This window comes from Ruegeria sp. HU-ET01832 (assembly GCF_040371315.1).
Lineage (GTDB): Bacteria > Pseudomonadota > Alphaproteobacteria > Rhodobacterales > Rhodobacteraceae > Ruegeria > Ruegeria lacuscaerulensis_A.
The window spans coordinates 919,654-937,997 of the sequence record NZ_BAABWL010000002.1; the positions used below are offsets into that span (position 1 = coordinate 919,654).

The 18,344-nt window shown below is 58.7% G+C and carries 17 protein-coding genes; 12 read left to right on the plus strand and 5 right to left on the minus strand.

What is annotated here, in order from left to right:
- The first annotated feature begins 50 nt into the window (after nt 1–50).
- Nucleotides 51–920 (plus strand): LysR family transcriptional regulator, encoded by an 870-nt coding sequence (locus tag ABWV79_RS09805; protein WP_353391638.1) that lies wholly within the window; start codon nt 51–53, stop codon nt 918–920.
- A 5-nt stretch (nt 921–925) separates the two neighbouring features.
- Here the strand turns inward: ABWV79_RS09805 and ABWV79_RS09810 are convergent, their stop codons facing one another.
- Nucleotides 926–1,642, minus strand: a complete 717-nt coding sequence (locus ABWV79_RS09810) for a glutathione S-transferase family protein (protein WP_170755046.1) — start codon at nt 1,640–1,642, stop codon at nt 926–928.
- Nucleotides 1,629–2,237, minus strand: a complete 609-nt coding sequence (locus ABWV79_RS09815; protein WP_353391640.1) for an NAD(P)H-dependent oxidoreductase — start codon at nt 2,235–2,237, stop codon at nt 1,629–1,631. The genes ABWV79_RS09810 and ABWV79_RS09815 overlap by 14 nt, the downstream gene beginning before the upstream one ends.
- Before the next feature lie 155 nt (nt 2,238–2,392).
- Here ABWV79_RS09815 and ABWV79_RS09820 point away from each other — a divergent pair, with 155 nt between their 5' ends.
- The 5 genes from ABWV79_RS09820 (at nt 2,393) to ABWV79_RS09840 (ending at nt 7,641) form a co-directional block, all read left to right on the plus strand.
- Nucleotides 2,393–2,728, plus strand: a complete 336-nt coding sequence (locus ABWV79_RS09820; RefSeq protein WP_353391641.1) for a winged helix-turn-helix transcriptional regulator — start codon at nt 2,393–2,395, stop codon at nt 2,726–2,728.
- A 232-nt stretch (nt 2,729–2,960) separates the two neighbouring features.
- Nucleotides 2,961–3,911, plus strand: a complete 951-nt coding sequence (locus ABWV79_RS09825; RefSeq protein ID WP_170356139.1) for an ABC transporter substrate-binding protein — start codon at nt 2,961–2,963, stop codon at nt 3,909–3,911.
- A gap of 84 nt (nt 3,912–3,995) precedes the next feature.
- On the plus strand, nt 3,996–5,033 hold the full coding sequence (locus tag ABWV79_RS09830; protein ID WP_353391642.1) for a quaternary amine ABC transporter ATP-binding protein: 1,038 nt from the start codon (nt 3,996–3,998) through the stop codon (nt 5,031–5,033).
- Nucleotides 5,026–6,615 carry an ABC transporter permease gene (locus tag ABWV79_RS09835; RefSeq protein ID WP_353391643.1) on the plus strand — a complete coding sequence of 530 codons (1,590 nt, stop codon included), beginning with the start codon at nt 5,026–5,028 and terminating at the stop codon, nt 6,613–6,615. The genes ABWV79_RS09830 and ABWV79_RS09835 overlap by 8 nt, the downstream gene beginning before the upstream one ends.
- Before the next feature lie 51 nt (nt 6,616–6,666).
- Nucleotides 6,667–7,641: an arginase family protein gene (locus ABWV79_RS09840; RefSeq protein ID WP_353391644.1), complete on the plus strand. Its 975-nt coding sequence runs from the start codon at nt 6,667–6,669 to the stop codon at nt 7,639–7,641.
- Here ABWV79_RS09840 and ABWV79_RS09845 read toward each other — a convergent pair.
- Together ABWV79_RS09845 and ABWV79_RS09850 are read right to left on the minus strand one after the other, a co-directional pair.
- Nucleotides 7,638–8,606, minus strand: a complete 969-nt coding sequence (locus tag ABWV79_RS09845) for an agmatinase (protein WP_353391645.1) — start codon at nt 8,604–8,606, stop codon at nt 7,638–7,640. The genes ABWV79_RS09840 and ABWV79_RS09845 overlap by 4 nt on opposite strands.
- Nucleotides 8,607–8,666: 60 nt before the next feature.
- Nucleotides 8,667–10,184, minus strand: coding sequence for a trimethylamine methyltransferase family protein (locus ABWV79_RS09850; RefSeq protein ID WP_353391646.1), 1,518 nt, complete (start codon nt 10,182–10,184; stop codon nt 8,667–8,669).
- Nucleotides 10,185–10,367: 183 nt separating this feature from the next.
- Here ABWV79_RS09850 and ABWV79_RS09855 point away from each other — a divergent pair, with 183 nt between their 5' ends.
- The gene (locus ABWV79_RS09855; RefSeq protein ID WP_353391647.1) at nt 10,368–12,803 is read left to right on the plus strand and encodes a GcvT family protein; all 2,436 of its coding nucleotides are present in this window, start codon (nt 10,368–10,370) and stop codon (nt 12,801–12,803) included.
- Nucleotides 12,804–12,891: 88 nt separating this feature from the next.
- On the plus strand, nt 12,892–13,863 hold the full coding sequence (locus ABWV79_RS09860) for a LysR family transcriptional regulator (RefSeq protein ID WP_170755064.1): 972 nt from the start codon (nt 12,892–12,894) through the stop codon (nt 13,861–13,863).
- On the opposite strand, the gene ABWV79_RS09865 is transcribed toward ABWV79_RS09860, so the two are convergent.
- Nucleotides 13,860–14,885, minus strand: a complete 1,026-nt coding sequence (locus tag ABWV79_RS09865) for a LacI family DNA-binding transcriptional regulator (RefSeq protein WP_353391648.1) — start codon at nt 14,883–14,885, stop codon at nt 13,860–13,862. The genes ABWV79_RS09860 and ABWV79_RS09865 overlap by 4 nt on opposite strands.
- A 138-nt stretch (nt 14,886–15,023) precedes the next feature.
- Between ABWV79_RS09865 and ABWV79_RS09870 the strand changes: the two genes are divergently transcribed.
- From ABWV79_RS09870 to ABWV79_RS09885, 4 genes are all read left to right on the plus strand, one after another.
- On the plus strand, nt 15,024–15,209 hold the full coding sequence (locus tag ABWV79_RS09870; RefSeq protein ID WP_170356148.1) for a hypothetical protein: 186 nt from the start codon (nt 15,024–15,026) through the stop codon (nt 15,207–15,209).
- Between the two features lie 24 nt (nt 15,210–15,233).
- The gene (locus ABWV79_RS09875) at nt 15,234–16,379 is read left to right on the plus strand and encodes a TRAP transporter substrate-binding protein (protein ID WP_170356149.1); all 1,146 of its coding nucleotides are present in this window, start codon (nt 15,234–15,236) and stop codon (nt 16,377–16,379) included.
- 112 nt (nt 16,380–16,491) lie between these two features.
- On the plus strand, nt 16,492–17,004 hold the full coding sequence (locus ABWV79_RS09880) for a TRAP transporter small permease (protein WP_170356150.1): 513 nt from the start codon (nt 16,492–16,494) through the stop codon (nt 17,002–17,004).
- An 11-nt stretch (nt 17,005–17,015) separates the two neighbouring features.
- On the plus strand, nt 17,016–18,344 hold the full coding sequence (locus ABWV79_RS09885; protein WP_170356151.1) for a TRAP transporter large permease: 1,329 nt from the start codon (nt 17,016–17,018) through the stop codon (nt 18,342–18,344).

Here is an 18,344-nt window from a genome sequence, read left to right on the forward strand (position 1 = left end):
ACCATCAGTCAAATTCAAACAGGTGAAGAAAACTTCAGGGAAATTGAAATATGGCGATTAAGATCGAAACCCTGCGATGTTTTTGTACCGTGGTTCAATCCGGAAACTTGACCGAGGCTGCGGACCGACTGGGGCGAACTCAGTCAGCCGTTTCCATGACGCTTAAGCAACTGGAAGGCCATTTGGGTCGCAAACTGTTCGAAGGCGAACGCAAGAATCGTCTTTCCCCTTTGGGAGAGCAAGTTTTTGAGCTTGCGTTGAGACAGGTGCGTCAGTTCGATCAAGCCGTAGGTGACATTGAAGCCGTAGCTTCGGCCGAGCAGGGGTTGCTGCGAATCGCATCGGTGCCATCTGTCGCTGCGCTGGTGTTTCCGCGTGTTCTGAGGCACCTGACACAACGCTTTCCTGGGGCGAAGGTTGATCTGCGGGACACTGACACGCAGCAGGTCCTGGATGCATTGGTCGAAGGGAAGGCGGATATCGGAATTGCCTCGGGGCATCACGCGCTGAACGGTTTTCATACCAAGCCCTTGTTACAAGACCGGTTCGGGCTGGTCTGTGCTGCCGATCACCCGCTGATCCGGCAGGTTGAACCCCCGTGTATTGCCGATCTGGGGACCGTGCCGTTCATTCGAAACAGCCTGTGCGACCTGATCACGTCGCCGCAGTTTCACCAAGCGATTGATCAGGCTGACATCACGATCCGCAACACACATTCTTTGATTACGATGGTCAGGACGGGCAATTGGGCGACGGTCTTGCCTCAAACGGTGGCAGAGTTCATTCCCGAAGCCACCGCCTTTCGCGAGATAAAAGACCTGCAGGATCAAAGGCAGGTCTTTTTGTACGTCAAAGAACGGTCACGCTTTCCCGAACTGACCGAGGCCGCAGAGCACCTCATTCTCGCATATGATGCTTAGGGCTTCTATTTTTTGACGTCGCCCGCAAACCGCGCGGCGTTTTCTTTGGCAAAGGCCGACGCATCGGCGCTTGAGTCCCAGAATTGGGGGTTTGCCTTGGGAATGGTCAACGCTTTCTGAACGGCGGGCCGGGCGTCGATGCGTTCGAACCAGGCGTTCAGATGAGGTAGATCGTCCACCTTGACCCGTGCCCAGACATAGGCCCGCGCCCACGGGTAAAGCATCATATCCGCGATGGTGTATTCATCTGCGGCGATCCAGTCGCGCCCTTCAAGCCGTGTGTCCATAACCTCTAGCAGGCGGCGGCTTTCATCAACATAACGGCGGATCGAGAACGGTTCGTCGTGCCCATTGGGGGCGGCGATATGTTGGAAATACATCGCCTGTCCCATCATGGGCCCGATATGACCGACCTGAAAGAAAACCCATTGCATGACTTCGGATCGTTTGATCGGGTCTTCCGGCAGGAACTTTCCGTATTTTTCGGCCAGGTGCCACAGGATCGCGCCGCTTTCGAATATGGCGCGCCCCTCGGACCGGTCATAAATCGTCGGTATTTTACCGTTGGGATTCAGCGCCAGATAATCTGGCGCTTTTTGTTCTTGTTTGGAAAAGTTGATATGGGTGAGGTCGTAAGGAATTCCGGCCTCTTCCAGAAAAATGACCGGCTTATAACCGTTCATCGTTCCTGCGGTGTACAGGTGAATATCAGGCTGCGACATCGTCTGCCTCGGCGAATGTAGAATTCAGATGCGTCTGGAATCGGGCAAAATCTGCCTCGATCGTCGGGTTCTTCATAACATCAAACGCGGCAAAAGTCGGCAGAGGCTTCATCGCCATGAATTTCGCCGTTAGGTGCAGCGGTTTCAGCAGGTCATCTACGCTATCGCCGGCAAAGAAGGGCTCGGTTGGGTTGTTGAACGCTTCGACCGGGGCGTTGAACGTGACTGACAGCATATAGCTTTTATCGTGCAACACGCCGCCCATACCGTAGTTGGACTTAGGGGCGTCACTGGTGCGCCCATCGCCATGTGCAAACCGTCCATCCATGGCCGAGGTATAGACCTCGTCCATGTATTTCTTGAAGACCCACGGCACGCCCATCCAGTTCACCGGGAATTGCATGATGACAGTGTCCGCCCACAAGTGGTTCGCGACTTCTGTGTCGACATCATAGCCTTCGGCGACCGTAGTCACCCGGACATCATGGCCCAGCGTGCGCAACTGGGTGCTGGCTTGTTCGGTCAGGCTGGAGTTCAGAGCACCGGGGGCCGCTTCATAAGGCTGTGTGCCGTTGAGGATCAGGATATTGCTCATGTCTATGCCCTTTTTTCAATTTCGGGAATGTCGTTTCCAAGCAGTTGGGGGTGGCGGAGATAAAAAGCAACCAGTATACTTTTAGTAACCTTCTTTTTCATAAGGGATATGCCATGCGTGCAAAGGTCAGTCAGGATAATCGGGGGAGAAAACAAGTGGCAGAAGCCTGCCTCGAGCCTTGCTCGGTCGAGCGCGGGATGCGGATCATCGGCGGTAAGTGGACGGGTTCGATCCTATGGCACCTGAAAGACGGGCCCGTGCGATTCAATGACTTGTCCCGCATGATTACAGGTGCCAGCAAAAAGATGATCACCGAGCGTTTGCGTCAGCTTGAGGCACAAGGTTTAGTGAAGCGACACGTGCTACAGACATCGCCCGTTTCGGTCGAATACTCTGTCACCGAACTTGGCCGCAGCGCGCTGGGCATTCTGGACGATTTGAGCAAGTGGAGCGAGACTTTGCCTGCGGCTGTTGTTTCAGACGTTGGTTAATAGTTCGGAAATTTTCGAAACTAATATACGATGATATCAAATACATGTATTTGTCCTCCGTAGGGCTTGATGGGTGTTGCGTCACCATGCTTCACTTTTCTGGCCAATCCGGCGCGTCGAGCCGCTGGCCAAAAAATCCGGGGAGTTAGAGCTTCCCGAGACTGTTTGTAAGGTGCGGGACCGGCATTTGCCGAAAGAACAGCATCGCGAACGCCCAACATGGAGATGTAAGATGAAGAAACTCACCACACTTATGGGAAGTGCAGCAGCTCTTGCCGCAGGTCCCGCGCTTGCCGCAGATATCGTGATCGGTGTGCCAAACTGGGCATCGGTGAACGCCACGGCGCATATCCTTGAAGTTGTGATCGAAGAAAACCTGGGCTTGGACGTGGAGCTTCAGAACGGCACCAACCCGATCGTGTTCGAGGCGATGGATTCTGGCGCGATGCATGTCCACCCCGAGGTTTGGATGCCGAACCAGCAGAACCTGCATGACACCTATGTCAAAGATAACGGCACCGTGGTTATGAACGAAAACCCGGTTCAGGCCGAGCAGGGCATGTGTGTGCCCACGGCGACAGCTGAAAAATATGACATCAAGTCCATCGACGATCTGAGCGATCCGGACAAGATGGCAATCTTTGACACCGACGGCAACGGAACGCCCGAGGTTTGGATCGGTGCGCCGGGCTGGGCTTCGACCGTGGTCGAAAAAATCCGGGCCAAGTCCTATGGCTATGATCAGATTTTCGATCTGACCGAGTACGAAGAAACCATCGCCTATGCGAATCTGGCCAACGCCGCCAAGGCCGGCGATCCGTGGATCGGCTTCTGCTACAGCCCACACTACATCTTTGTGACACAGGACCTGACCGTTCTGGAAGAGCCCGCCCATGATCCGGCAACCTGGACCATCGTGCAGCCCACAGATGATCCCGACTGGCTGGATAAATCCGAGGCGTCCTCGGCCTGGAACGGCGCCACGCTGCATCTCCACTACGCCAAGGAGCTGGAAGACGCCTACCCCGAGGTGGCCGCTCTGTTCCGCAACTACCAAATGCAGGGTGACGACCTGAGCGCGATGGGCAAGGCCCTTGCTGTGGACAATGTGGAAGCAGCAGACTTTGCCCGCGAATGGGTGGCCAACAACGAAGATACCGTTCTGAACTGGCTGACCAACTAAGACGCATTCCCAGGGGGCCGTCGCGACCAGTTCGCGGCGGCCCTTTGCATATAGATCGGGGAAAACCCCGCATATGAGGGGCAAATGGACGAACCTGTCGTAAAACTTGAAAATGTCTGGAAAATCTTTGGCGCGCGCGCCGAAGAGGCCATGGCGGCTGTGCGCAGCGAGGGTATTGGAAAACCCGAGGTGCTTGAACGCTTTAACTGTGTCGTAGGTGTGCAGGGCGCAACCTTCCAGGTGCCGCGTGGCGAGATTTTCTGCATCATGGGCCTGTCAGGGTCCGGCAAATCCACTCTGGTTCGACATGTGAACCGGCTGATCGAACCGACTGCGGGTAAGATCGAGATCATGGGGCAGGATGTCTCAAAAATCTCGGAATCCGAATTGCGTCGCATTCGCGCCCAACAGATCGGGATGGTGTTTCAGCATATGGCGCTGATGCCGCACCGCTCGGTCCGCGATAATGTGGCTTACCCGTTAGAGATTCGGAAGGTGTCGAAATCCAAGCGTTGGGCGGTGTCCGACCATGCGCTGGGTCTGGTAGACCTGACAGGCTATGAGGATCGCTTGCCCAAAGAACTGTCGGGCGGGATGCAGCAACGTGTTGGCATCGCCCGCGCGCTGGCTTCAGACCCCGAGATTCTGTTGATGGATGAGCCGTTCTCAGCCCTCGACCCATTGATCCGCTTGCAGTTGCAGGATCAGTTCAAGGCGCTGGTGGCGCAACTGAAAAAGACCACGCTGTTTATAACGCATGACTTGGACGAGGCCATCCGCATCGGCCATCGCATCGCCATCATGAAGGACGGTGTGATCGTGCAGATTGGCACGCCCGAAGATATCGTCATGAACCCCGCCGACGATTACGTGCGCGAATTTGTGCAGGGGATTTCCAAACTGAAACTGGTCAAAGCCCATTCGATCATGGAGCCGCTGGCCAGCTATTCCGGCCCGACCGAAGGCGCGCCGCGTGCCGATGAAGGTGCTGATCTGGACCAGTTGATTGACTTGGCCGTTAACACCGAACTGCCGGTGATCATTACGGATGGTGGCAGCGACGTGGGTGTCGTGACCAAGCCGCGTCTGCTGCGCGGTATTCAGGGGGGCAAAAATGACTGACGCAACCACCGAACTGAAAGTCACTGCCGCCTCGGATATCGAGGTGGATCGCGACGTACTTGACCGCTCGATCCACGAATTTTCGGGTCCGAACGGGGATTACTACGTCAACGCTTTTCACAAGATCCATGATGCGACCAGCGCGGTGCCAAACACGTTCAATAAATGGGCGGCGGCGCTGGGCCCGTTCTGGTCCGCCTCGCGCGCGATTTGGGGGATGTTCTGGACCTTCCTGATTCTTGAAATCATCGCGTGGGTGCAAATCGGACGTGGGGCCTGGGGCAATCCCGGCGCCGACATGGCCGAACGCGCCGAGCGCCAACAAGCCCGTGCGAACGAGCTGCTGGAACGCGCCGCCGCAGCGACCGAGCAGGGCGATATCGACCGGTTCACCAAATTGGCCGAGAACATCCAGAAGGCGGCAGACAGCAGTTTTGAAAAAGCCGCGGCCGCCCAGTCGGAATCGCTGGGGATCATGCTGATTGGCTTGGCGATGTTGCTGGTGTTCAAGCTTGTGCAGGGGCTTTATGCGGACCGCATCTACGAAAAGCAGTATTCGCGCTGGCGGATCGATCCCGACAGCACTGAAAGCGGGCGCTCTACGCGCAACACGGTTCTGGGCGCCGTTCTGATTGCCGCAATCGGGCCTCTGATCGTCTATAAATTCACCGTCAATGCTTCGCTCGCGATGCTGGATGCGTTCCCGGAGAAAGAGGTCTCGGCCTTGTTTCTAGGCGAAGATGGCGGCACGCTGTTCTCAAGCCTCGCCAGCTGGATGGAGGCCAAGATCGACGCCGCAGCCCTTGCGGGCGGGGACGTGTTCGACGGGATCGTCGCCGGGGTGCGCTCGGTCCTGGATGCGTTGACGATTGCACTGATTGGATCGCCATGGCCGGTCGTGATGCTGGTGATCTGCGTCACCGCGTGGCGTGCGGCGGGGCCGCGTGTGGCGATTTTCACCGCCGCCTCTTTGGCTTACATCGCACTTCTGGGTTACTGGGATGTCGCAATGGAGACGGTCGCTTTGGTAGGTGCAGCCGTGTTGCTATGCGTGGTAATCGGCATTCCTCTGGGTATTTGGTTCGGTAAATCGGCGCGGGCCTACCGCGCGGCGGAACCGGTGCTGGACCTGATGCAGACGCTACCGGCCTTTGTCTACCTGATCCCGATCATCGCCTTCTTTGGCACCGGAAACCCGCCGGGCATTCTGGCGACGATCATCTTCGGGATGCCGCCGGTGATCCGCCTGACGGCGCTGGGGATGCGGGGCGTGCCGGACAGCATCAAAGAGGCCGCAGTGGCATTTGGTGCATCAAAATGGCAGTTGCTGAAAGATGTTGAGATCCCGCTGGCGCTGCCTTCGATCATGACTGGGGTGAACCAGACCATTCTGATGTGTCTGTCGATGGTGGTGATCATCTCGCTGATCGGCGGCGGCGGTCTGGGCAAGGAAATCCTTGAGGCGCTGCAATACGCGGCCAAGGGTCCGGGCCTGTTGGGCGGCTTTGCCATCCTGTTCTGCGCCATGGTTATCGACCGGATCGTGCAGGGGGCCTTCCGGCGAGAAGACGAGAAAATCTAAACACAAAACGCCCCCGCCAGCCGGGGGCGTTTTTTATTGAGGGGAATGCAGATGACCGACCGCTATGAACAGTCGATGATGGATAACCTGTATTGGTGGGGCGTGCCGACCCTGTTTCGCTGTCCCAATACCGGTCCCGAGGGGCAGGACATCGCGCTTGTCGGCGTCCCGCATTCCACCGGCAACGGCACGACCGAGCGGGATCAGCACTTGGGTCCGCGCGCGCTGCGCCATGTCTCGGCGGTGCAGCGGCGGGTGCACTCGGTGTTCGAAATCGACCCGTGGAGCAGCGCAAAGATCGCCGATGTGGGCGACGTGCCCTTTCCCCGCGCCAATGACAACGAGGACTGCATCGAACGCATCACCGCCTTTTACAAAGACATTGATGCAGCAGGCGCGCGGCCTGTGTCGGTGGGCGGAGATCACTCGATCACCGGTGGCATTGTGCAGGCGCTGGGGCGTGGTCAACTGGCCGGGGGAGAGCCCGTCAGCTTTCTGCATCTGGATGCCCATACGGATGTGTTCACCAAGGTCGATCACTTTCTGGGTGCCAAGAAATCCGCCGCCCATTGGGGCGCGTATCTGGCCGATCAGGGGCAGGTTGATCCGACGCAATCCATGCAGATCGGTCTACGGGGTCATCCGCGCAGTCTGGACTGGCTGCAGCCGTCTTATGACTATGGCTACAACATCGTCACCATGCGCGAGTTCCGTCAGCGCGGGCTGGAGGACGTGGTGGTGCAGACGCGTGAAGTTTTGGGCGACAGGCCGGTCTATATCACATTTGATCTGGATTGCCTCGACCCGACTGTTGCGCCTGCGGTGTCCAATCTGGAACCCGGCGAGAAGGGGTTCGATATTGACGAAGCCGTGGGGATTTTGCGCGCCGCGCGCGGGCTGAATATCGTGGGCGGAGACGTGGTGTGCATGATGCCCACCAAGGACAGCCCCAACAACATCACCGCCCTGACGGCAGCGGCGGTGATGTTCGAGATGATCTCGATGATCGCCGAAAACGTCAGTTAGTGGCGCGTGTCCACGGCCTGCGCCAGCACGCAGAGCAGTTCGAACATGAGCGAAATCCCCAGCCATGCGGTGCCGCCCGAGGCGTCGAAGGGTGGTGAGACCTCGACCAGATCGGCGCCCACCAAGTTCACCCCGGCCATCTGGCGGATTACTTGCTGGGCCTGAAAACTGTTCGGGCCACCGATCTCGGGTGTGCCGGTGCCGGGGGCAAAGGTGGGGTCCACAAAGTCGACATCATAGGTGCAATAGGTCGGCGCGTCGCCGACAATGCCGCGTACTTCGGCCATGACATCACCGATGCCCCGGTCGAACAACTCCTCGATGCGGATGATGCGGATGCCCTGCGCCTCGCCCCATTCGATATCCTCGGTGTTATAGGCGGTGCCGCGAATGCCAACCTGAACAAAGCGTTTGGGATCGACCAAGCCTTCTTCGACCGCGCGGCGGAACGGGGTGCCGTGAGTGAACTTGTGCCCGCCGAAGTAACTGTCGAAAAGGTCCGTATGGCTGTCGAACTGGATCAGTCCCAGCGGGCCGGATTTGGCGAGCGCGCGCAGGACGGGCAGGGTGGTCAGGTGATCCCCTCCGGCGGTCAGAGGGGTGATGCCGCGCGCGGTCAGGTCGGTGTAGAACGAGGTCACGCGGTTCAGCGTATCTTCGATATCCACAGGGTTCGGGGCCACGTCGCCCAGATCGGCGCAGTTCATCATCGCAAAGGGTGCAACCCCGGTCACCGGGTTCATCGCGCGTATCATGGTCGAGTAATCCCGCAACTGGCGCGGCCCATGGCGCGCGCCGGGGCGGTTCGTGGTGCCCCCGTCCCAGGGGATGCCGACCAGCCCGATATCAACCTCAATGATCCGCGCGTGATCCAGCGTCATGCCCGGCAAGCGCATAAAGGTCGGCACGCCGGCAAATCGTGCCAGTTCCATGGCCGAGACGGGCTGAAAGAAGGGATCGGACATCGGGGCCTCATTCGCTGCAATTTCCGCCGACCCTAGCCGCCTAGAGTGGAGAGGGGAAGGTCAATCAAGGATATGAAACCGGGCGCGGATTTCCGCATCCTGTTTGGGGGTCAGATATTGGGGGTGGTGCGTCGCCAATATCTCTTTCGCGTGGGCGCGGGCGGTGGTCCATGCGTCGCTGGCGCCGTCTTCCGCCCAGGTGCGAGGCTCGGACCGGTCAGCGAGTTCGGGGTAATAATAATCCCGCTCCATCGCGTCGTAGGTGTGGGCGCTGCCCAGAAAATGCCCGTCGCCCAGAACCGACTGGCAGATTGCGTCGAACCCAAGGTTTTCCTCGGTCACTTCGATCCCGCGCAAGGCGCGGTAGGTGTGGGCATGCATCTCATTGTCCAGAACAAAGCCCTCGAAGCTGGCCCCGAGCAGCGATGCGGTCATGCCCGAGCTTTCATAGATCAAGTTCCCGCCCGCCAGCGCTGCCGCCAGCGAGGTGATGCCCTTTTCCGCCCCGTATTGCGCGTCAATCGCCTTGGCATCGGTCATCGAGGCCGCCACGCCCGACGGCAGCCCCAACCAGTTGCTGATCTGGGCCGAGGCTGCGTTCAGGATCGCCGTCTCACCACTGCCGCCCGCAAAAGACCCGGTGCGCAGGTCTACGATGAAGGGCCAGTTTGAAAACACCATCGGAAAGCCCGGTTTGATCGTGTTGACCATAACAAGGCTGGCCAAAGTCTCGGCCAGCGACTGCGCCAGAAACCCGGCCAGTGTGGCTGGGGCCGTCGCGCCCGCTTGCGCTGCGGTGATGCAGGACATGGGGATGTTATGGGCGATGCATTCATAGACCACATCCACCGCATCCTCGCCATAGCGCAGGGGCGAGATGACCGGGCTGATATGCGCCTTCAGGAAGGGGCGCGCGGCGAATGCGCCGGGCCCTCCGACTACGATATCCAACATGTCGACGATGGGCGCGACATGTTCGGCCAGCGTAAAGGACGTGGCAATCGGCTTGGTCGTGTTGCGGATGAGCGCATAGGCGGTGTTCACGTCCAGATCGAAATTATCCGGCACATCGGTGGCCACGCAGCAGCGGGTGAACCAGCTGACATTGGGCAGCGTGTCCTGTAGCCGGGTAAAATCATGCAGATCGGTCAGGGTTGAGGGGCGATATAGCCCGGTGTCGATATCCAGCGTCTGAACCGCCGCGCCGCCGGTGCCGAAATACACCCGGTCTCCGCCCACCTCGACCGAACGCGCGGGATCGCGGCCATGAAAGGTGAATTGTTTGGGGGAGAATTGAATGGCCTGTTTGACCATGGCGCGCGGGAACAGCAATCGGTCGTCAGGGCCGGGTTGCGCTCCGGCAGCCCGCAGGTCGCCGGCCAGCCGATCCGGCACCTCGCCCATCCCCAGGGTTTCTAGCAGGCGCAGGGCGGTGTCGTAAATTTGCGCGATCTCGACGTCTGTTAGCGGCTTGAAGGCCCCACCGATCTGGCCGGGCGGGCAGGGATCAATCACGGGGGCGGCCGCGCGCTGCGCGTGCCGGGCGCGTCTGCCGCTTCGTTTGCTGCCCGTGCTCATCCGGTTCCTTTCCCGTTGCTTTTCCCGAAACCTAAGCGCCACATTGCGCCCCACGCAAAGGCGAAGTGCAATTTGCAGAATCCGCAATCGCGGTTTCGATTTTTCAATACAAGCGCCGGGCGGCTTGTCGTGCGCGCGCATTGTTCCGCAAGACTTGGGCGGAACAGAACAGGAGCCGCGCCCATGAAATCACGCACCAAGGTCGTTGTCATCGGAGGCGGGATCGCGGGCTGCTCGACCCTCTATCACCTGACGCAGGAGGGGTGGAGCGATGTGGTTCTGGTTGAGCGGAACGAGCTGACCTCGGGCACCACGTGGCATTCGGCTGCGCAGGTGACGAATTTCGGGATGAACCAGACGATGGTCGGGCTGAAATCGCACTCGATCCGGCTGTACAAGGAACTGGCCGACGACCCGGACTATCCCATCAATTACCACCACGGCGACGCCGGTATCCGTCTTGCAAATACCGAAGCGCAGATGCAGGGCTATCGCCATTTCGCCTCTATGGCGCGCGGGATGGACGTGCAGTTCGAGGTGATAGACGCCGAGGAATGCGCGCGTCGTCACCCTCTGATCTCGACCGAGAACCTGATCGGCGGGCTGTGGGATCCGATGGATGGGGATATCGATCCCGCGCAGTTGTGTCAGGCGCTGGCGCGGCGGGCGCGCAAGGCCGGGGCCGAGGTATATCGCAACACGCCGGTCATCGGGCTGAAACAACACGCTGACGACACATGGACGGTGCAGACCGAAAAGGGTGATATCGACTGCGATATTGTCGTGAACGCGGGCGGCTATCGCGTGAATGAGGTGGGCGCAATGATGGCGGTGCATCATCCCGTCGCCTCGATGGAGCATCAGTATTTCCTGACCGAAGAGATCCCGGCCATTCGCGATGCGGGACACAGGATGCCGCTGCTGCGGTGCCCGATCAGCGATTATTACTGTCGGCAGGAAAAGAACGGGCTGCTGCTGGGGTTCTATGAGCAGGACTGCAAGACCTGGGGCATGGACGGGATTGACCCGAATTTCGTCAACGCGCTCTGCCCTGACGATCTGGACCGAGTGACGGATGTGCTGGAAGGCGCTTTTGCCCGGATGCCCGCGCTGATGGAGGTGGGCGTGCATACGGTGGTCAATGGCCCGATCACCTATACGATTGACGGTGCGCCTCTGGTCGGGCCGATCCCGGGCAAGCGCAATGCGTTCTGTATCATCGGTCTGCGGGCGGGGCTTGGCGAAGGTGGCGGCCACGGCTGGCTGCTGGCGCAACAGATCGTGCATGGTGAGGCGTGCTATGACACGTGGTGCCTTGATCCGCGTCGGTTCACGGGGCACGCGAATGTGGAACTGACCGCGCTGAAAGCCATCGAGGATTACCAGAACGAGTTCCGCTTTCACTTCCCACATGAACACCGCCCCGCAGGGCGACCCGCCAAGACGACCCCTCTGACCCCGGTTCTGGCGGCGGAGGGGGCCGAGTTTACCGTCGTGAACGGGTGGGAAAGGGTGGATTACATCAAGCCATCGCCCGATTTCGCGCCCACTCACAGTTTCGATTTTGACGAAACCTTCGATCTGGTGGCCGCCGAGGTTGCCAATGTCCAAACCAACGTGGGGCTGGCCGAAGTGAATGGTTTCAACCGGATCGAGATCACCGGCGCGGACCGTCATGCGTTTCTTGATCGGATGTTCTGTGGGTCTGTGACAAAGCGCGACGGGCGTGTGGGGCTGGGCTATCTGCTGAACCACCATGGTATGGTCAAGGCCGAGGCGACCGTGGCCAATCTTCCCGCCAGCGACCGGGGGCCAGCGCGTGTCTGGTATGGCTCAGCTGCGGCCAGCGAGTTTCACGATATGGACTGGTTAACCAGCCATGTGCGGGCCGACGAAGACGTTCACCTGCGCAGCCTGACCAACGACCAGACGATCCTGATTTTGGCCGGGCCCAAGGCGCGCGATGTCCTTAGCGCCTGCGCGCGCGGGAATTGGTCGGCTGAGGCATTTCCGTGGCTCAGTGTGCGCGAGTGTTACATTGGTATCGCCCCGGCCACCGTGATGGGGGTCAGTTTCTCCGGCGAATTGGCCTATGAAATCCACGTTCCAAATGCCTCGCTTTATGCAGCTTATCTTGCATTGCGGCAGGCGGGAGAGGCGTATGGCCTGAAACTGTTCGGCGCGCGCGCGGTCGAGTCAATGCGCATGGAAAAAAGCTTTCTGCATTGGAAAGCCGATCTGATCACCGAGTGCGATCCGTTTGAAACCGGGCTGGACCGGTTCGTTCGGCTGGAAAAAGGCGATTTCATCGGGCGCGATGCTTTGCTGCGGCGACAGGCCGAGGGCACCCGCCGGAAATTGGTTGCTTTGCAGATCCAAACCGATCAAGGCCCGGCGCATCCCGGCGCTTCGCTGATGCGGGGAAATGAGGTCATCGGAACGATCACTTCGGGTGAATGGGGGCATCGGATTGGACTGAACCTTGCCCATGCTTTTGTTGATCCTGGGCTGGCAGACGTCGGGTCGGAAATGGAGTTGGACCGATGCGGTGAGCGTGTGCCGGCGGTTGTGATTGCACCGTCGCCTTACGATCCGGATTTCGGTCGGATCAAATCCTGAACGCGATACAAGCTCAACTTCCGGATTGCTCTGGGGATCATTCTCTGGTTCGATAGTTTCGAAGCAATCGAAACTGTAGGTGGTCCTCGTGTCCAAATCCCTGAGCTTGCGCTGGCTGGAAGTCTTTCAGTTGATCGCCAAATCCGGGTCTATTCAGCAAGTTGCGTCGGAAACCGGTTTGTCGATCAGTACTGTGTCAAATCACTTGCGCAGTCTTGAAAAGGCATTGGGTATCGAATTGGTTGATCACAGTCGACGTCCGATGGGTCTAACCCCGGCTGGCGAGGTCTTTTCGCGTTATGTTCGCGACGGGCTTACCACGTTGAAACGAGGTGAGGCTGAAATCCGCACGGGAAACTGGCGGCACGCTACAGATTTACGGTTGGCACTGATCGACGATTTCGACAATCAGATCGCACCAGATCTGTTCCGGTTTCTGGCGCAGGCCCTGCCGCGCTGCAATTTCCGCCATTTCACCCGGCCCAGCCATGAGATCATCGCGAAGCTACAGGAACACAAGTTGGATGCGGGGGTCGCCACGCGCCCGTCCGAGCGGACGGATGGTTTGATAGAATACCCTCTGATGCGGGATCCGTTCATCGTTATCCTGCCCGCTGGTTTTGAGGGAACGGCGAGCGATTTGTTCACGCCGGATGCGCAATTGCCCCTTTTACGCTATTCTCGGGACTACATGATCGGCAAGCAGATCGAAATCCAACTGGCGCGAAGCAAGTACAACTTGCCCAACCGTTTCGAATTGGAGTGCAACCAGTCCATCATCGGTCTGGTCGCGGAAGGGGCAGGGTGGGCCATTACGACCGCCGCGTGTTTCCACCGCGCCCAAAGGTTCCACGATAGCGTGAAGGCAATGCCGTTCCCGGGGCGTAACTTTGTTCGTACGGTGTCGCTGTTCACAACCGAAGTTTACCCTGAAACCACATCGGCGCTGATCCAAAAAGCCATGGGAAAGCTCATTCGTCAGCATTTCACCGATCCGATGTGTGCCACCCACAGTTGGCTCAAGGATGATTTCCGTACAATGGAGGCCGAGGCCGCTTAACCTTGGGGTGGCGGTCCAAGTGATCCGCCCGATACTATATTGGTCGCCAGTTGCTCGCCTTGTCCGGGGCTTTGCGTTTCAACCATCTCAACCAGTTGTAGCGCCGCTTTGCGCCCCATTTCACGATGTGGCACATGCACTGTCGTTAATGCCGGAGAGACGATCCGGGCCAGTTCGATATCATCGAATCCGGTGATGGATACATCCTGAGGGACACGCAGGCCCATGACTTGTGCGCGCCGCACAGCCCCCACGGCTAGAACGTCATTGCCGCACAGGATTGCGGTCGGTGGGACAGGTTGTGCCATAAGTTCAGCAAACGCGGCACCACCGTTTTCGATTTCGTAAGGCGTTTCGACTATTGTGAAACCGTCTGGGTTTAGACCGCGCGCGTTGGCGGCGTCTTGAACGCCCTCAATTCTTAGCCGGGCGCGATCATTGCCTTCGCTGATCCCCGAAATCATCCCGATTCTGGTGTGACCCGCCGCAATCACGCGCTCTGCAAGGTTGCGCATTGCCTTGCGGTTATCGAAACCAATAGACGGTGCCAATGCATTGGGCCGGTAAGACCACGCGATCAGCGTCGGAATTCTGCGGCTTTCCAAATACTTGTAAATCTCTGGGTCACGGTCATGGCCGATCAACAATAGGCCATCCGCACCCCGCGCAGCCAGTTTTCGGATTTGTTCTTCTTCAATATCAGGTTTGTAGGCGGAACTGGACACAAGCAGCGTGTAACCGCGTAGATGCAACTCCTCTTGGAATGCCTGCAGGCCCCTTGCAAAAATAGCATTCTCCATGGTCGGAATGATCGCCCCGATGGTGAAACTGCGCTTGGCCGCCATAACCCGGGCGGCGAAGTTGGGGGTATAGCCCAAAGCGTCAACGGCGGCCTGAACCCGCTCGCGGGTTGTGGCGACAACGCGATCGGGGTTGTTCAGGCATCGTGACACTGTCGCGGTCGAAACTCCTGCCATTTTGGCGACATCATCCAGCGTCGGGGCTGAGCGCGGTTTCGACATTTCCAAATCCGTAATTCACCTTTGCCAATGAGTGTACATCTATGGAGGTGATATGGAAAGCAGATATGTAAGCGCTTGCATTTTGCATGTAAGCGCTTACAAGTGAAGTTGAGCCGAATCCACCATGGGACCCGGAATATGTTTCTGTTTGCCTCTATCATCGTGTTCGTCATCTATTTCGCGAATGTTGCGATGGGCGCGTTTGCGAGCGGCGCATTCCTAGGAGACGTGGGCGAGATGTTGGTTCTATTCGCGGCGTCGATCCTGTTCGTTGTCGCAATTCTGAAAAAGGAGGCTGACCGCAACGCAGAACGCGACAGCTGACTTTTTTGCTTGGGAGGGCAATCAATGAACAAGGACAAACTGGAACTGGCGTCGGCCGAGCGCCGCAACTTCCTGAAACTCAGTGCCACGGGCGCATTCACTGCCGCGCTGGTCGCTGGGGCCGGTGGGGTGTTGTGGTCGACCGAAGCCGCGGCTCAAACTGCCAAGGAGGAAAGCGAGCGCGAAAAGGCAGCCGACCACGTGATGACCATCGCCACGGCCTATGTGCTGGGTGCGTCGCGCAGCTATCCAATCATGCAGCTGGACCTGAAGGAAAACATCCAGAACGCCACAAACGGCAAAGTCTATGTGAAACTGGCCCCCGGCGGGCAGTTGGGTGCGGGCGGATCGCTGGTTCAGAAGGTTCAGGGTGGTACAATTCAGGCCGCACAGCACTCGCTGTCGAACTTTGCACCGTTTGCCTCGACCGTTGACCTGATCAACATGCCGTATCTGTGCGGCTCGAACCAGAAGTTCACCAACCTTGTGACATCCGACACCTGGAAGAACGAAGTTCATCCCAAGGTCGAGGCGGCCGGCTTCAAGGCGCTGTTCTACGTTGTGATCGACCCGCGCGTGGTTGCGGTGCGTCAGGGTGGCAATGCGATAATTACGCCGGGCGACATGAGCGGTGTGAAATTCCGCGTTCCGGGCTCGAAGATGCTGCAGCAATATTACCGTATGGCGGGCGCGAACCCGACGCCGGTTGCTTGGGGTGAGACTCCCTCGGCCATCAAGCAGGGCGTGGCGGATGCGCTGGACCCGTCAGTGGGCGCACTGTTCGTGTTCGGCTTCAAGGATATCCTCAGCCATGTAACCTTCACGCAGGCGGTGCCGGACAGTCAGGTCTATTCCTGTAATCTGGAATGGTTCAACTCGATGCCACCTGACGTACAGGAAGGCATCATGTGGGGTGCGGAAATGACCGCGCATCAGAACCTGGCCAAAGTGCCCTCGGCCCGCGCCTATGCCATGGCCGAGCTGAACAAGGCGGGAGTCGAGTTCCACTCGCTCAGTTCCGATCAACTGGCCGAATGGGAAAGCGTCGGCGGCTATCAGAACGCTGAATGGGACCCCTTCAAGACCGAGCTTGCCGGGTCGATGGACGCGTTCGAAAAGCTGGTCGAGGCCGCAGGCACGCAGGGCAAATACTACGTCCACGACGCATAACAGACAGGCGGCGGGCGCAGCGAGTGAGCCCGCGATCTTCCAAAGCAGCCGGACCTGAAGCAGGCCCGCTAAAGAAGGCTATGGCCCGGTTGCTCTTTTGCCGAGGGAACAGATGACCCTACTTCAAAACATAGATCGCAACGCCGAGCGCTGGCTGCTGCTGGTGTTCTACGTGATGCTGGTCATCACCATGGCCATCGAGGTTCTTCGGCGTGAGATTTTCGCTTTCTCGTCGATCTGGGGCGAAGAGATCGTCCGCTATTCTTTCATCTACCTTGCGTGGATCGGTGCGGCAGCAGCCGTAAAGGAGCGCGCCCATATCCGCATCGACGTGATCATGCACTACCTTGGGCCGCGTCCCAAGGCGCTGCTGTATATCTTTGGCGATCTGGTGATGTTCGGCGTGGCGATCATCGCGCTCTACTGGTCGTACGAGGCGGTGCATGTTTCGGCCAAGTTCGGTTCGGTGACGGACGGGCTGCGGGTATCGAAGGTGTGGTTCCTGATGGCCGTGCCCACCGGTTTTGCGCTGATGATCTGGCGTCTGATCCAGTCACTGATGCGCGATCTGAAATGCCTGAGGGACGGCACGCCCGTCTTCGAAGGCGACAAGCTGTTTGACTGAGGGGACACGCAATGCTTTGGGGTTCTCTCAATCAAACTGTTGAACTTGGGTGGGATTTCTACCTGCCTGTGATCTTATTCGTTGGTCTGATTGCCTTGGCTGTGCCCGTCTGGGCGGCCATCGGCACCGCCGCCATCGTGATGCTGGTCATGTCCGGCGACCTGCCGTTGAGTCTTGTGGGCGAAAGCCTGTTCACCGGCATCGACGCCTTTGCCCTGACCGCCGTACCGCTGTTCATACTAACCGGGGACGTGCTGGTGCGCACCGGGTTGTCGCGAAAGTTTCTGGACGTGGCCGAGGCGTTGACCTGTTTTGCCAAGGGTGGCTTTGGCTCGGCTACCGTTCTGGTCTGCGGCATGTTCGCTGCTATCTCGGGCTCGGACGCGGCGGGCGCTGCTGCGGTGGGCCGAATGACGATCAACCGGCTGGTCGAAAGCGGCTATCCCCGCCCCTATGCCTGTGCGCTGGTCGCGGCAGGGGCCTGCACCGGCATCCTGATCCCGCCCTCGATCGCCTATATTATCATCGGTCTGGTTCTGGGCATATCTGCGTCCACGTTGTTTCTGGCCGCACTTATCCCCGGTCTGGCTATTCTGGTCTCGATCCTTGTGACCAATATCATCATGAACCGCATCTACGCATACGAGGGCGGCGGCATGATGACCATGGGCGAGTGGCTGGCCAATCTGGGCAAGGCGCTGAAATCCGGCTGGTATGCGTTCATCGTGCCGGGGATCATCTTCTACGGCATCTTCTCGGGCCGCCTGACGCCCACCGAGGCGGGCGCGACCGCTGTTGTCGTCACCATCATCATGGGCTTCATCCTGCGCACCCTGACGTTGGCTGATTTCCCGTCGATGCTGGTCAGTTCCGCAAAGGTGAACGGGGTGATCCTGCCGATCATCGCTTTCTCGGCCCCTCTGGCTGAAGCGCTGGCGATCATGGGCGTTCCACAGGGGTTCGTGACGGCCGTGACTTCGCTGACCGATGATCCGTATCTTTTGATCCTGCTGATGATCGGTATCCTCATCGCGGCAGGCTGTGTGATGGAGACGACGCCGAATATCGTGATCCTTGCCCCGATCCTGAAACCGCTGGCGGACAATATCGGCATGAACGAGATCCAGTTCTGCATCATGATGATCACCGCCTTGGGTGTGGGCTTTATCACCCCGCCGTTGGGTCTGAACCTGTTCGTTGTTTCCGGGATAACCGGAGAGTCAATTCTAAAAATTGCGGCGCGTGCAGTGCCCTTTGTTCTGACCATGCTGATCGTGGTAATCCTGATCGCCTATGTACCGGCGGTTTCGACCACCTTGCTTCCTGAAATCTACCAATAG

Bases quoted from the DNA above. Each gene is read 5' to 3' on its own strand.
- ABWV79_RS09805 (WP_353391638.1), top strand. From the start codon at position 51: ATGGCGATTAAGATCGAAACCCTGCGATGTTTTTGTACCGTGGTTCAA.
- ABWV79_RS09810 (WP_170755046.1), bottom strand. From the start codon at position 1,642: ATGTCGCAGCCTGATATTCACCTGTACACCGCAGGAACGATGAACGGT.
- ABWV79_RS09815 (WP_353391640.1), bottom strand. From the start codon at position 2,237: ATGAGCAATATCCTGATCCTCAACGGCACACAGCCTTATGAAGCGGCC.
- ABWV79_RS09825 (WP_170356139.1), top strand. From the start codon at position 2,961: ATGAAGAAACTCACCACACTTATGGGAAGTGCAGCAGCTCTTGCCGCA.
- ABWV79_RS09830 (WP_353391642.1), top strand. From the start codon at position 3,996: ATGGACGAACCTGTCGTAAAACTTGAAAATGTCTGGAAAATCTTTGGC.
- ABWV79_RS09835 (WP_353391643.1), top strand. From the start codon at position 5,026: ATGACTGACGCAACCACCGAACTGAAAGTCACTGCCGCCTCGGATATC.
- ABWV79_RS09840 (WP_353391644.1), top strand. From the start codon at position 6,667: ATGACCGACCGCTATGAACAGTCGATGATGGATAACCTGTATTGGTGG.
- ABWV79_RS09845 (WP_353391645.1), bottom strand. From the start codon at position 8,606: ATGTCCGATCCCTTCTTTCAGCCCGTCTCGGCCATGGAACTGGCACGA.
- ABWV79_RS09850 (WP_353391646.1), bottom strand. From the start codon at position 10,184: ATGAGCACGGGCAGCAAACGAAGCGGCAGACGCGCCCGGCACGCGCAG.
- ABWV79_RS09855 (WP_353391647.1), top strand. From the start codon at position 10,368: ATGAAATCACGCACCAAGGTCGTTGTCATCGGAGGCGGGATCGCGGGC.
- ABWV79_RS09865 (WP_353391648.1), bottom strand. From the start codon at position 14,885: ATGTCGAAACCGCGCTCAGCCCCGACGCTGGATGATGTCGCCAAAATG.
- ABWV79_RS09870 (WP_170356148.1), top strand. From the start codon at position 15,024: ATGTTTCTGTTTGCCTCTATCATCGTGTTCGTCATCTATTTCGCGAAT.
- ABWV79_RS09875 (WP_170356149.1), top strand. From the start codon at position 15,234: ATGAACAAGGACAAACTGGAACTGGCGTCGGCCGAGCGCCGCAACTTC.
- ABWV79_RS09880 (WP_170356150.1), top strand. From the start codon at position 16,492: ATGACCCTACTTCAAAACATAGATCGCAACGCCGAGCGCTGGCTGCTG.
- ABWV79_RS09885 (WP_170356151.1), top strand. From the start codon at position 17,016: ATGCTTTGGGGTTCTCTCAATCAAACTGTTGAACTTGGGTGGGATTTC.